The organism is Kitasatospora sp. NPDC032121, from assembly GCF_055580145.1.
The window spans coordinates 235807-249511 of record NZ_JBVILX010000009.1 but is presented as its reverse complement, the minus strand read 5'-3'; the positions used below and the strand labels follow the sequence as shown (position 1 = coordinate 249511).

Below are 13705 nucleotides of genomic sequence, written 5' to 3'. Positions count from 1 at the left end.
AAATCCGGGAAGCCGGTGTTCCGGGCCGAAGGAGCGCGCCGAGGCCGGATTTGTGAAGTGTGCATGGCATTCATCCGGGGGCATCCCCGGCCGGGATGCTACCAATGAACGGAATTTGCTCACCTCAAACTTGATTCGCGCAAGTCCCTTCCGTTCCTGGATCGAATCTGACAGCATCGTCCGCTATCCGGCGACCCATTGCCGGTGGTCAATGCGCCGGTGTGCTCGCGAAGTGTCCATCTGTGGCCGATTTGTACTCGGACCGGATCGATGGGCGGAGCCCGGAGGTGCAACCGGGGATGTGAATCCGGGGGAGGAACTTGATGCTCGGCTTCGTCGTGCGCCGACTGCGCGGGCGACTGCCGTTGGCTGCCGCCGTCCTGCTGGCGGTGCTGATCACCACGTCCGTGCTGACCGCCTTGGTGGCCTTCAACAGCAGCGTCGGTGAGGCAGGCCTGCGGCAGGCGCTCCAGGGACCCGGTCACGCCCGGACGACGGTGGCGGTCACCGGTGAGCACGGCCTGGACCAGCGGGCGAAGGACGAGGCGGCGCTCGCCGCCTACCGGCAGAAGCTCTTCGGTGACCTGCCCGTGCACACCGACAGCGTGACGCGCAGCCGCTCCTACAGCCTGCCGGCGAACGGCACCCCGGCGAACGGCACCCCGGCGAACAGCTCGGTGGCGAGCGGCGCCGCACCGAGCGGCACCGCCTCCGGCGCCCCCGGCGCCCAGCTCGACCTCACGGTCCTCGCCGACCTCGACCGCGGCCGGGTCCAACTGCTGGCCGGCACCTGGCCGGGCGCCGCGACCGGCCCGGTCCGGTCCACCGCGCCGGAGGTCGCCGTCCCACAGAGCCTGCTGCACCGGTTCGGCCTGGCCGAGCAGGCCCTGCCCGCCGAGGTCCGGCTCGTCGACCGGGCCGACAGCACGCCGCTGACCGTCCGGGTCACCGGCGTCTACCGGGCCACCGACCCGACCGCCCCGTACTGGCGGATCGACCCGGTCGGCGGCCACGAGATCGAGGTCGGCGGCTTCACCACCTACGGCCCGATGATGGTCGACCAGAGCGCCTTCACCACGGCCGGCCTGGTCCAGAGCGGCCGCAGCTGGTCGCTGGACGCCGACTTCTCCGGCATCGACCGGGCCGCCGCGCAGGCCCTCGGCGACCGCGCCCAGAGCCTCGGCGGGGAGCTGCGGACCACCGCCTCCCTCGGCGCGAAGACCGAACTTCCCGACATCATGCACGAGTTGTCCGACAGCATGGTGGTCGCCCGGTCCACCCTGCTGATCGGCGCCCTCCAACTGGCGGTGCTCGCCGCGGCGGCCCTGCTGCTGGTCGTCCACCTGATCTCCGCGCGGCAGGAGTCCGAGAACGAGGTCCTCGCCGCGCGCGGCGCCTCCGCCCTCCGGCTCGGCTCCTTCACCGCCCTGGAGTCGCTGCTGCTGGCCCTGCCCGAGGCCGCGTTCGCGCCGCTGCTCACCCCGGCCCTGGTCCGCGCGCTGGGCGGCCTCGGCAGCTCCCACCAGGTCGCCCTGGACACCGGCATCAGCTGGTCGCTCTGGCCGGTGGCCGCGGCCTGCGCGTTCGCCTGCATCCTGCTGGCCACCGTGCCCAGCGTGGTGCGTGGCGTCGGTGCCGCCCTGCGCCGCCGGGCCGGCCGCCGGCAGGCCGTGGTCTCCGGCGTCGCCCGCAACGGCGGCGACCTCGCCGTGCTGGCCCTGGCCGTTCTCGCCTACCAGCAGCTCGACCAGTACGGTGGCGGGCTGTCCGCCGACTCCAGCGGCCGGCTCGACGTGGACCTGCTGCTGGTCGCCACCCCGACGCTCGCCCTGTGCGCCGGCACCCTCGTGGTGCTGCGGCTGCTCCCGTTCGTCGCCCGGTTCGGCGCCCGCGCGGCGGCCCGGGGCAAGGGCCTCGGCCCCGCCATGGTCGGCTGGCAGCTGGCCCGCCGGCCCGGCCGCGCCACCGGTCCCGTCCTGCTGCTCGTGATGGCCGTGGCCACCGGCGTGCTGGCGCTGGGTCAGCACGCCACCTGGACGGCCTCCCAGCGCGACCAGGCCGTCTTCGCCACGTCGGGCGGACTGCGCATCTCCGGCTCGCACAACGCCCAGATGGGCCAGGGCGGCCGCTACGGCAGCCTGCCCGGCGGCGACCGGCTGGTCCCGGTGGTGCGCGACGAGCAGCCGATGCAGGGCGGCGCCGGCGAGCTGCTGGCCGTGGACTCCGCGGCCTTCGCCTCACGCGTCCCGCTCCGCTCCGACCTGCTCGACGGCCACAGCGGCGCGGAGGTCTTCGGCACGCTCGCCACTCCCGCCCCCGCCCCCGCCATCCCGCTGCCCGGCCACCCGCTGCGGATCGACGCCGACATCGCGGTGAACCAGCAGGACCTGGGGTCCTCCTGGTCCGGCAGCCCGGTCCACCCCGAGGTCCGGCTGCTGCTGCGCGACCGTTTCGGCCTGGTCCACAAGGTCCCGTTCGGCGAGCTCCCGCTGACCGGCCAGGTCCGCGCCTCGATCCCGCTCGGCGCGCTGGTCGACGCCCCGGTGGGCTCGGTCGCCGCCCCGCTGACCGTGGTCGGCGCGACCGTCGGCTTCGGCGACCGCAGCACGGGCGAGGTCACCGTACGGAACCTGGCCGTCTCGGAGACGGCCGACGGACCGTCGACCGCCGTCCCGGTGCCGGCCGGTACCGGGTGGACCCTCAAGCCCCCGGCGCCCCGCCCCGGTGTCAACAGCTCCCCGAAGGCCGAGCTCGCCTCCGAAGCGGCCACCGCCGACAGCCTGTTCACGGTCCGCTACCAGTCCGGCCGCGGCATCGGCGACTCCGTGCGCGCCGTGCTGAGCCCGGCCGGCGCCGCCCTGCCCACCGCCCTCAACGGCGTCGCCACCCGCGACTACCTGAAGGCCCTCGGGGCCTCGGTCGGCGACACCCTCCAGGTCCCGTTCAGCGGGGTCGTCGTCCCGGTCAAGGTGACCGGCGCCGTCGAGGCCGTGCCGGTGGCCGGCCGCCGGGCGCTGGTGCTGGACCTCGACTCGGTCGCCCGGATGCTGTCCGCCCAGGACCGCAACCTGCCGACCCGCACCGAGTGGTGGCTGCCCGCCGCCGGGCCGGGCGACCGCGCCCCGACCGAGGCCGCCGCCGCCCTGCGCGGCGCCCCCGGCAGCCAGGACCTCGCGCTCTACGACGAGGTCTCCGAGGGCCTCCTCGGCGACCCCGTCGGCGCCGCGCCGCAGAGCGCGCTGATGGCCATCGCGATCGCCACCGCCGTGCTCGCCGCGATCGGCTTCGCCGCCGCCGTGGCCGGCTCCGCCCACGAGCGCTCCCGCGACTCCGCGCTGCTGCTCGCCCTGGGTGCCCCGCGCAAGCAGGTCGCCCGCACCGCCGCCATCGAGAACGCGGTGCTGGTCGGCCTCGGCGGCATCGTCGGACTCGCCCTGGGCACCCTGCTCGTCCGGCTGATCGTGCCCTTCGTGGTGCTGACCCCGGCCGCCCGCCGCCCGGTGCCCGAGGCCGTGGTCGAGCTGCCGTACGGTCAGGCGCTGCTGTTCGCGGCCGCGATCGCCGTCGTCCCGCTGCTGTCGGCCTTCCTGATCGGGCGCCGGCGTCGAGACGTGGCCGCCCGGCTGCGCCACGTGGAGGAGATGTGACCACCAAGGCCGGCACCACCGTGCCCACCCCCGCGCCGGCGCCCGCGCCCGCGCGCGCTCCCCGGCCCGCGCCCTGGGTCCGCACCCGGCTGCGCGCGATGCCGCTGGCCGCGCTGCTCACCGCGGCCCTCGCCTTCGTCACCGTCTTCCTGGCGGCCGCGTTCCCGCGCCTCGCGGACCGGGGCGCGGACACCGCGCTCCAGCAGTTCACGCGCAGCCTGGGCGCCAACGTGACCAACCTGGAGGTCACCTCGGGGACGGCCCCCGGCGACACCGCCACCGAGCTGGAGACCCTCCAGCAGAAGCTCGACGCCCAGATCGGACGGCGGTTGCCGCTGAGCCCGGTCGGCCGGGTCTTCGGCACCCGGGTGAAGAACGAGCGCTCGATCTTCAACCCCGGGTACACCCGCTTCTCCCCGAACGCCAACCCGGTGCTCGGCCTGTTCTACCTGCACGGCCTCGCCGACCGGGTGACCCTGACCGCGGGCACCTGGCCGGGCCCCGCCCCGGCCGACGGCCCACTGCCGATCGTGCTGAGCCAGCAGGCCGCCGAGGCCATCGGCATCAAGATCGGCGACGTCATCGAGAGCGGCACCGACGGGCCCGTCCCGCTGCGCAGCACCGTGACCGGCCTCTACCGGGTCAACGACCCCCAGGACCCGTTCTGGGAGGGGCTCGGCTGTCCGGCCAGGGCCTGCCTGGGCCTCAAGGGCGACGAAGCCTGGTACTGGACCAGCGGCTTCGTCGACGGCGGAAGCCTGACCGCGCTGAGCCGCTGGGGTTCGGTCGGCCAGAACTTCTGGCGGCTGCCCGTCGACGCCGGCTCGCTGCGCGCCGACCAGCTCGACCGGACCCGTCAGGCCATCGGCTCGTACACGGCCGGCCCCGGCATGACCAGCCTGATCGACACCACCCTCCGGGCCGACCTGCACGCCACCTCGCTGATGCCGGACGTCCTCTCCCGGGCCACCGACCGCTACCAGGCCGCGGCCCCGCTGGGCGCCATCGGCCCGGCCGGCGTCGCCGGCGTCGCGGTCGTGGTGCTCTGTCTGGCCGCGGCGCTCAGCACCGACCGGCGCACCGCCGAGATCCGGCTGCTCCAGGCCCGCGGCGGCTCGCGCAGCGGAGTGCTGCTGCGGCTGCTCGGCGAGGGCACGGTGACCGTCCTGCCCGCCGCCGTGCTCGGGACGGTCCTCGCGCTGGTGCTGCTGCCGACCCCGCGGTGGGTCGAACCGGTGCTGGTGGCGCTCGCCGTGACCCTGCTCGCGATCCTGGCCTTCCCGGCCCGGGCCGCGCTGCTCTGGCGCCGCCCGCGGGCCGTCGGCGGTCGGCGCCGGATGGTCGGCGAGCTCGCCGTGCTCGCCGTCACCGCCGCGGCCGTGGCCGAGGTCCGCCGTCGCGGTGTCGGTCACCCGGGCGGCGGGGTGGACCCGCTGCTGGTGGCCGCCCCGCTGCTGCTCGCCGTCTCCGGCGGCCTGCTGCTGGCCCGGATCGAGCCGGTCGTGGTCGGCTGGCTGGCCGCACTCGCCGCCCGCGGCCGCGGACTGGTCGGATTCCTCGGCCTGGTCCGGGCCGCCCGCGACGACTCGGGCCGGCGCCGGCCCTCCGTACTGCCCCTGCTCGCCCTGCTGATCGCCGTCACCGCCACCGGGTTCGGCGCCACCGTGCTCGACACGGTGGACCACTCCCGGACGCGTGCCGGGCGGATCGCCACCGGCGGCGACGTGTCCGTCGGCGTCCCGGTCTACGCCAACCTGCCGGAGGCCTTCACCAAGGAGGCCGGCGAACTGCCCGGCGTCCGGGCCGCCACCGGCGCCTGGATCGAGGAGCGGGCCACCTTCATCGGCGGCGACCGGGACACCACCGACGCCATCCTGGTGGTGGTCGAGCCCGGCGCCTACGCGGAGATCTCCCGCACCGTCGGGGTCGGCGGGTACGACCCGGCCAAGCTGGCCGCCGCCCCGGGCGGCAAGGACGCCCCCGTACCCGCGCTGTTCAGCCAGGACCTGGCCAAACGCCTGACGGGGGGCGCGCCCCAGGTGCGCACGCCCAGCGGCAGCCAGATGACCACCACCGTCGCCGGGATCGTCACCGCCACCCCCGCCCTGCCGGACCCCGGCAAGCCCTTCGTGGTGGTGCCGGCCGGCCCCGCCACCGAGCACCTGCCGGAGCTCAAGCGGGCGACCAGGGTGAACAAGTGGTTCGCCGTCGGCGACGTCGACCCGGACCGGGTGCGCGCCCTGCTGCGGGAGCGCGGCATCGGCAGCAGCACCCAGGTGTCGGGCATCGCCAAGCTGGTCAACGACGAGGCCACGGCGGCGGGAAGGACCAGCTCCGGCCTGCCCCCCGGCTACGTGGTGCACAGCAGCCGGGAGAAGACCGCCGAGCTGGCCGACGACCCGGTGCAGCTCGCCGCCGGACGGCTGTTCTGGTACGCGGGCCTCGCCGCCGCCGGGTTCGCCCTGCTGGCCGTGCTGCTGACGCTGCTGCGGGCCGCGCCGGACCGTACGGCGGTGCTCGCCCGGCTGCGCACCATGGGTCTGCGACCCCGGCAGGGCCTGGCGCTGATCATCGCCGAGGCGCTGCCGCAGACCCTGGCGGCGGCCGTCGGCGGCGGCCTGATCGCCGTCGCGGCGGTCGCCCTGCTCGGGGGCGCGTTCGACCTCTCGGCGCTGGTCGGCGCCCCGGTCGGCGAGACCCTGGCCCCGGCGCTGCTGCCGGTGCTGCTGCCCACCGCCGGCCTGACCCTGGTGGTCTGCCTCGGGGTGGTGCTGGAGACGCTGGTCGCCGGCCGGCGCCAGATCGCCTCCGAACTGCGGGCGGGGGAGCGGCAATGAGGCCGGGAACGGCGGCGCGGTCGGGACCGGCGCCGGCCGTCCGGGCAGTGGAGAACGGTGCGATGAAGCGGACAGTCGAGACAGGAGACGAGCGGTGATGAGCACTCCCCAGGAGCGGACGGTCGCCGAGACCCCCAGCCTCCAGGAGCTCCAGCAGCGGGCCCTGGCCGCCGCGGCGCCCAAGGCGCACGGCGAGGGCGCGGCCATCGTCTGCGACCGGCTGGTGCGGATCTTCAGCGCGGAGGGGGTCGAGGTCCAGGCGCTCCAGGGCCTGGAACTGACCATCCGGCAGGGCGACCTGGTCGCCCTGGTCGGCGCTTCGGGCAGCGGCAAGTCCACCCTGCTGACCATCCTCGCCGGCTTGGACGTGCCGACCGCCGGCACCGCCACGGTGGCCGGCTGCGACCTGCTGGAGATGTCCGTCAAGGAGCGGCTGCGCTACCGGCGCGAGGTGGTCGGCTTCATCTGGCAGCAGACCGCCCGCAACCTGCTGCCCTTCCTCACCGCCGCCGAGAACATCGCCCTGCCGATGCAGCTGCGCGGCCGCCGCTCGGGCGCCGGCGGGGCCAGGCAGCAGGCGGCCCGGGTCGCGGAGCTGCTGGAGGCGCTGGAGATCGGGGACCTCGCCCACCGCAGGCCCAACGAACTCTCCGGCGGCCAGCAGCAGCGGGTCGCGATCGCGGTGGCGATGGCCAACAACCCGCCGGTGCTGCTCGCCGACGAGCCCACCGGCGAGCTGGACTCGGAGACCGCGGGGGTGATCTTCGAGTCCTTCCGCACCGTCAACCGGGAGCTCGGCGCCACCGTCGTGATCGTCACCCACGACCCGATGGTCGCGGGCGAGGTCCGCCGCACGGTCGCGATCCGGGACGGGCGGACCGCCAGCGAGGTGCTGCGCCGCACGGTCACGGACGAGCACGGCGAGGAGTCGGTGAACGAGCGCGAGTACGTGATGCTGGACCGCGGCGGCCGGGTGCAGCTGCCGGTCAAGTTCCTGGAGTCGCTCGGCATGGAGCACCGGGTGGCCGTGGACCTCGCGGCCGACCACATCGAGGTCCGGCCGGACGACCTCGCCGGGCACTGAGCCGTACGGGTCAGCGCCCGGGGACGGGTGTCCGGGAGGCGGAGGCCGCCGCCTCCCGGGGTGGTCAGCCGTCGCCGCCCATCCGTTGGAAGAGGCCGCTGCCCTCGGCGTCCGCACGGAGGTCGGGCGGTGCCTCCTGCGCGGCGCGCTCGCCGCGGGAGGTGGCGGTGCAGAGCGCGAAGACGATCAGGGCACTGGCCGCCACGGTGAGGATGCCCAGTGCGGTCAGGACGCGGAGCCAGGTCAAGGAGTGCCTCCCGGGGGATGGTGCGGCCCACACCGACGTGCGCGACGCTGCCGGGGAGGTATCGGCAGGTCGGGCCGCACGGTCGAGTGCCCACGGACGGTTCTTCCCGCCGGGTGGCGCACGAGAGGCCGCACACGTGGGCGCTCGATGCACTCGTAGGGCGCGTCACGCCATGTCGCGCGCCCCAGTGGTGGCGGCCGCCCGTCCCGTCCCGCCGTCCACCCGGGCCCGCAGGGCGTCGAGGTCCGGTTTCCCGAGGCCGTTCAGCGGGATCGCGGGCAGCAGCAGGAGCGTGTCCGGGGCGCTCCGGCCGAAGCCGTGCGCCCGCCCCCACCGGCGCAGCTGCTCGGCCGTCAGCCGCGAGCCGGGCGCCAGCGCGACGGCGGCGTGCACCCGCTCCAGGCGGTCCGGGTCGGTGGTCGTGAACATCACCGCCTCCCGGACCTCGGGGTGGGTGCGCAGCGGCTCCTCGATCTCGCGGGGGAAGACGTGGCGCCCCTCGACGATCGCCATCGGGTCGCGCCGCCCGGCCACCGTCAGATAGCCGGCCGCGTCCAGGCTGCCCAGGTCGCCGGTGTGCAGCCAGCCGTCACTGAGCACCCGCTCGGTCAGCTCCGGGTCGCGCCAGTAGCCGGCCATCGCGGTCGGCGTCCGCACGCAGATCTCCCCGGTGCGGTCCGGCGGCAGCTCGACGCCGTCCTCGTCCAGGATGCGCAGCCCGGTGTCCGGGTACGGGCGGCCGGCGGTGGTCAGCAGACGCGGTGCCAGGTGCTCGTCCGGACTCAGCCGAGTGACCGGCCCGCACTCCGTCAGGCTGTAGGTCTGGTGCAGCACCCGGCCCAGCCGCCGGGTCGCCTCGGCCAGGCGCCGCGGCGCGGGCGCGCAGCCGGTGTAGCCGACCCGGCGCAGGCTCCCGGTGTCGGTCGTGGGCAGCAGCGGGTGGTCCAGCAGCCGGTACAGCAGGTGCGGCGGCAGGAACAACCGGGACACCCGGTGCCGCTCCACCGCGGCCAGCACGGCCCCGGCGTCGAAGCCGTCCTGCATCACCACGGTGCCGCCCGAGGCCAGGGCCAGGTCCGCGGTGGTGCCGCCGCCGTGGCAGAGCGGGGTGCACAGCAGGAACACCGAGCCGGACAGCAGCCGCGGGCGCGGCGGGCGCGCGAAGCGGCGCAGCACCCCCTTCGGGCGCCCGGTGGTGCCGCCGGTGAACTTCACCGCCATCACGTCCTCGGGCCGGTAGCGGGGTTCCAGCGGGGCGGGGGAGCAGGCCGCGGCGAGGTCCAGCAGGTCCGCGCCGAGCCCGAGCGGCGAGGGCCCCAGGGCGAGTAGGACGGCCGAGGGCACGGCCCGCGCGATCCCGTCGGCCGCCGCCGCGCACCGGACCGGGTCGAAGACCAGTGCGGAGGTTCCGACGAACTGCGCCTGCGCCACCTGCTCCGCGACCGGCCAGTCCGGGAACGGCATCGCGACCCGGCAGCCCAGCAGGTTCGCGGCCAGTCGCACCAGCAGCGCCTCCGGCCGGTTCCCGGCCAGCACCGTCACGCCGTCCCCGCGCCCGAGCCCGGCCCGCTCCAGGGCCCGGGCGGCGCGGTGCACCAGGTCCAGGCAGCGCTGCGCGCTCCACACCTCGTCCCCGTAGCGGATCGCCACCCGGGCGGGATCGCCCGCGAGCCCGTCCAGCACCAGCGCGGTGTACGTCGGAGCCGCCTCGGCCATGGCCCCTCCTCCTGTATGACGGGGCGTCAGCCTAGTGGATGCCGGTCCCACGGATGCACTGCGGCGACCGGGGCCCCACCGGCACCGACAGGCGCGCGGGCGGGGGTGAGCGGTGTCGGCGGTTGTTGTTAGGGTTCCCGGTCGGACGTGAACGGGGGCTCGGGCTGGTGGGCGGCGGGGTGGAAGTGGATGCGGTCGTGGCGCCGCGCGGCGTGGTCGATCTGCGGGGCCAGGACGGGGCAGGGTTCGTCACCGTCTACCCGGCCGACGCCGTCGTGGTGGTGTCCGGGCTGCCCGGGGCCGGGAAGAGCACGCTGCTGCGGCGCTGGTCCGGGGTGGCCGTCCGGGCCGTGGACCCACGGACGGTGCACGAGGCCTGCGAGGCCGTGATGCCCGCCGCCCTGCCGTACGCGGTGTACCGGCCCTGGGCCCGGCTGGAGCACTTCCGGCTGCTGCGCTCCTCGGTGCGCGGCGGTGGTCCGCTGCTGGTGCACGACTGCGGCAGCCGTGCCTGGATGCGGCGCTGGCTCGCCCGGGAGGCGGGCCGACGGGGCCGCGAACTGCACCTGGTGCTGCTGGACGTCGGCGCCGCCACCGCGCTGGACGGCCAGCGGGCCCGCGGCCGGCACGCCTCCACCCGGGTCTTCGCCCGCCACCGCCGGGGCCTGGAGCGGCTGCTGGCCGACTTCACCCGGCACGTGCGCTCCGGCGGCCCGATGCCGACGCCCGAGGCCTCGTCCGTGCTGCTGCTGGACGCCGTCTCCCGCTCCCGCGCCGAGGCGGTGCGCTTCGGGCCCGCCGGCTGACCACCGGCCACGGGCGGGGCCGCCACGGGCGAGAACCGGCCTACCCGTGGTCCATGATCGCCGGTTGGCCCCGCGGCGGCGCCCGGCACTGCCAGACTGGGGCCGGCAGAGTTCGACACCGAGAGAGGCCACACCCCGCATGTCCAGCAGCGCCGTCGTCGAGAATCCGTGGTTCCGCAGGTTCAACCCGTCCGACTCCGCGCCCGCCCGGATCGTGATCTTCCCGCACGCGGGCGGCTCGGCCAGCTACTACCTGGAGTACGCCAACGCGCTGGCGCCGCACGCCGACGTGCTCGCGGTCCAGTACCCGGGCCGGCAGAACCGCATCTCCGAGCCGACGATCCCCTCGGTGGCCGGGCTCGCCGAGGAACTCGCCCGGGAGCTGCGGGAGTGGGCGGACCGGCCGCTCGCCTTCTTCGGGCACAGCATGGGCGCGGCCGTGGCCTTCGAGACCGCCCGCTGCTTCGAGCGTGACGGTGTGAAGGGCCCCGACCGGCTGTTCGTCTCGGCCTGCCGCGCGCCCCTGCTGGCCCGGACGAGCAGGATCCACCAGCTCCCGGACGACGAACTGCTCGCCGAGATCTCCGCGCTCGGCGGCACGGACGAGCGGGTCCTCGCCGTCCCCGCCCTACGGGAGTTGATCCTGCCGAGCCTGCGGGCCGACTACACGGCGATCGAGACCTACCACAGCTCCCCGGACGCGACCGTGTCGCTGCCGATCACCGCCCTGGCCGGGGAGTCCGACTCGAACGCCGATGTCCACCAGGTCGGCGAGTGGGAGCGGCACACCACCGGCGCCTTCGATCTGCGGGTCTTCCCAGGCGGGCACTTCTACCTGGCCGACCGGACCGCGGACGTGGTGGAGGTGCTCACCGCGCACCTGCGCGGCTGAGCCGGTCCGGGCGGGCACACCCGGGGCGCTCGGGCGACGGCGGCAGCGGGAGCGGGGGCCGGCAGCGGCCGGCGGTGCGGATCGGACACCGCGCCGGTTCCCGTGCCGGTTCCCGTGCCGGACATCGCTCCGACTTTCGAACCGGTGTGCCCGTACCGGTGACCGGAGCGTGCCCGCTCGACTACTGTGCCTGCTTGACGGGCCATCAGTGGATCACCGGGAGGAAACCGTGCGCCGGATCGCCGTTGTCGGAGCGGGCCAGGCAGGCCTCCAGCTCGCGCTCGGGTTGGTGGCGGACGGGTACCAGGTGACGCTGGTCGCCGAGCGCACCCCGGAGCAGCTGCGCGGCGGCCGGGTGCTGTCCACCCAGGCGATGTTCGGCCCGGCGCTGCGGATCGAGGCGGCGGCCGGGCTGGACCTCTGGGCCGAGCAGGCGCCGGCCGTCTCCTCGGTGCAGGCGGTGCTGGCGGCGCCCCCCGGCGTGCGGGCGCTGGAGTACGCCATGACGCTGGACGAACCCGCCCAGTCGGTGGACCAGCGGCTCAAGCTGGCCGCCTGGCTGGAACTGCTGGCCGAGCGCGGCGGCGAGGTCGAGTACCGCACGCTGGACCGCGCCGGACTGCAGGAACTGGCCCTGCGGCACGAGCTGACCGTGGTCGCGGCCGGGCGCGGCGCCCTGTCCGGGATCTTCGAGCGCGACGCCGTCCGCTCGCCCTTCGACCGGCCGCAGCGGGCACTGTCCTGCCTGTACGCCCACGGCGTCGGCTCGCCGGACCCGGCCGCCGGGCCGAGGGCCCGGATGAACGCCCTGCCCGGCCTCGGCGAGCTGTACCTGCAGCCGGCGCTCACCCTCTCCGGCCCCTGCGACATCCTGCTCTGGGAGGCGCTGCCCGGAAGCCCGCTGGACGCGTTCGGCGACGCCCCGCCGCCGGACGTCCAACTGGCCAGGATCCGCGAGCTGTTGGGCGAGTACCTGCCCTGGGAGGCGGAACTCTGGACGGAAGCCGAGCCGACCGACGCGGGCGCCGGACTGTTCGGCGCGGTCACCCCGGTGGTCCGCCGCCCGGTCGCCGAACTCGGCTCGGGCGTGGACGCCGTCCACGTGCTGGGCCTCGGCGACGCGGTGGTGGTGACCGACCCCATCACCGGACAGGGCGCCAACAACGCCGCCCGCGCGGCCGAGGCCTACCGCCAGGCCGTCGTCGAGCACGGCGACGCCCCCTACACGGCCGACTGGATGTGCCGCACCGCCGAACGGTTCTGGCAGCAACAAGCCCGCCACAGCGTGGAGTTCACAGCCGCGATGCTGACCGTTCCGGCCCACCTCCAGGACGTGTTCGCGGCCGCCGCCGAACACCCGGAAGTCGGCCGCCGGCTCGCCAACACCTACGCCGAACCCAGCGACCACGCCGCCTGGCTGGCCACCCCCGACCTGACCGCCGCCTACCTCGCCACGTTCGGCTAGCACTGCGGATCCCCAGGCCTGCGCCTTCGGGGTCCGGCGGGGCAGCGGCCGTTCTCTCGTGCTTCGTGACTCGACATCTCGAAGCGTGGAGAACGGCCGCCTCCGCTGTCTCGGGAAGAACCGCAGATCAGCAGGTCGGGTGACCTGCGAGGTTAGACGCCAAGCTGAGAGTCGGTCGGCGCGGGGAGCCGGCCTGGCGCTGACGGTCGGTCGGTGCTGACGGCGGGGTGTGCGGGTGGGGCGGCCGAGGCCCGGGTGGGTCGGCGACGCTCGGTGGTCGGAAGGTCTCGATCTGCCAACGAGTGGGGATTCGGTGGACGGTGCGTGTGCGGTTCCTGCTTGAATCGCACGACTCATCCAAACGGAACGGAGCGTTCTCCACCCATGCCTTCACGGATACCCGGTCGCCGCAGGGCCGGCCCGGCCGGATTCGCCGGACTCGTCCTCACCGTCGGCCTGGCGCTGACCGGTTGCGACCCGTCAGCGGCCGACAGCGCCGCCACGGCCTCGGCCACGCCGACCGCGGCCGCCACCACGGCCGCGGCCGCGGTGACCACTCCGCCGGCGGCGCCCGCGGCGCCGGCCCCGGTCAGCACCCCGCCGGCCGAGCCGGCGCCCGCCGCCCCCGTGGCCACGCCCCCGCCCGGTGCCCACTCGCAGGCGCCCGCCACCAAGGCGCCGCAGCCGAAGGTGACCACCGCCCAGCCGCCGACCGACCCCGAGCCCCCCGCGGCGGCCGGGGCCGGCGCCGGGTGCGAGATCCGCTCGAACGCGGGCAACTGCTACGAGGCCGGGCAGTTCTGCCGCAACGCGGACCTGGGCAAGAGCACCCACGAGGCCGGCGGCCGGGTGATCTACTGCCGGATGGTCAGCGGGAAGCCGCACTGGCAGGCCTGAGGCCCCTCGGCCCGGGACGGTCCGCGCTCAGGCGTCGATGACGCCCAGGGTGTCCCAGAACAGGTGCTCGTAGCCCTGGAGCAGCAGCCCGCCGTGTATGGCCGGGGCCACCCC

At 75.5% G+C, this 13705-nt stretch carries 9 protein-coding genes; 7 read left to right on the top strand and 2 right to left on the bottom strand.

What is annotated here, in order from left to right; genetic code table 11:
* Window positions 1-323: 323 nt before the first annotated feature.
* From ACZ5OX_RS23345 to ACZ5OX_RS23335, 3 genes are all read left to right on the top strand, one after another.
* Window positions 324-3647, top strand: coding sequence for an ABC transporter permease (locus tag ACZ5OX_RS23345; RefSeq protein ID WP_465632615.1), 3324 nt, complete (start codon window positions 324-326; stop codon window positions 3645-3647).
* Window positions 3644-6484 carry a hypothetical protein gene (locus ACZ5OX_RS23340; RefSeq protein WP_465632613.1) on the top strand — a complete coding sequence of 947 codons (2841 nt, stop codon included), beginning with the start codon at window positions 3644-3646 and terminating at the stop codon, window positions 6482-6484. The genes ACZ5OX_RS23345 and ACZ5OX_RS23340 overlap by 4 nt, the downstream gene beginning before the upstream one ends.
* A gap of 97 nt (window positions 6485-6581) precedes the next feature.
* Window positions 6582-7568 carry an ABC transporter ATP-binding protein gene (locus tag ACZ5OX_RS23335; protein ID WP_449790175.1) on the top strand — a complete coding sequence of 329 codons (987 nt, stop codon included), beginning with the start codon at window positions 6582-6584 and terminating at the stop codon, window positions 7566-7568.
* Window positions 7569-7632: 64 nt separating this feature from the next.
* On the opposite strand, the gene ACZ5OX_RS23330 is transcribed toward ACZ5OX_RS23335, so the two are convergent.
* Both ACZ5OX_RS23330 and ACZ5OX_RS23325 read right to left on the bottom strand, forming a co-directional pair.
* Window positions 7633-7815 (bottom strand): hypothetical protein, encoded by a 183-nt coding sequence (locus tag ACZ5OX_RS23330; protein ID WP_465632611.1) that lies wholly within the window; start codon window positions 7813-7815, stop codon window positions 7633-7635.
* Between the two features lie 165 nt (window positions 7816-7980).
* The gene (locus tag ACZ5OX_RS23325) at window positions 7981-9531 is read right to left on the bottom strand and encodes an AMP-binding protein (protein WP_465632609.1); all 1551 of its coding nucleotides are present in this window, start codon (window positions 9529-9531) and stop codon (window positions 7981-7983) included.
* A 179-nt stretch (window positions 9532-9710) separates the two neighbouring features.
* On the opposite strand from ACZ5OX_RS23325, the gene ACZ5OX_RS23320 reads away from it, so the two are divergent.
* The 4 genes from ACZ5OX_RS23320 to ACZ5OX_RS23305 all read left to right on the top strand — a co-directional run bounded on the left by ACZ5OX_RS23320 (window position 9711) and on the right by ACZ5OX_RS23305 (window position 13591).
* Window positions 9711-10337 carry an AAA family ATPase gene (locus ACZ5OX_RS23320; RefSeq protein WP_465632607.1) on the top strand — a complete coding sequence of 209 codons (627 nt, stop codon included), beginning with the start codon at window positions 9711-9713 and terminating at the stop codon, window positions 10335-10337.
* A 139-nt stretch (window positions 10338-10476) separates the two neighbouring features.
* Window positions 10477-11229 carry a thioesterase II family protein gene (locus tag ACZ5OX_RS23315; protein ID WP_465632605.1) on the top strand — a complete coding sequence of 251 codons (753 nt, stop codon included), beginning with the start codon at window positions 10477-10479 and terminating at the stop codon, window positions 11227-11229.
* Between the two features lie 229 nt (window positions 11230-11458).
* A complete protein-coding gene (locus ACZ5OX_RS23310; protein ID WP_465632603.1) occupies window positions 11459-12694 on the top strand; it encodes a styrene monooxygenase/indole monooxygenase family protein in 1236 nt (411 codons plus the stop codon).
* A 384-nt stretch (window positions 12695-13078) separates the two neighbouring features.
* The gene (locus ACZ5OX_RS23305; protein ID WP_465632601.1) at window positions 13079-13591 is read left to right on the top strand and encodes a hypothetical protein; all 513 of its coding nucleotides are present in this window, start codon (window positions 13079-13081) and stop codon (window positions 13589-13591) included.
* The last annotated feature ends 114 nt before the right edge of the window (window positions 13592-13705 follow it).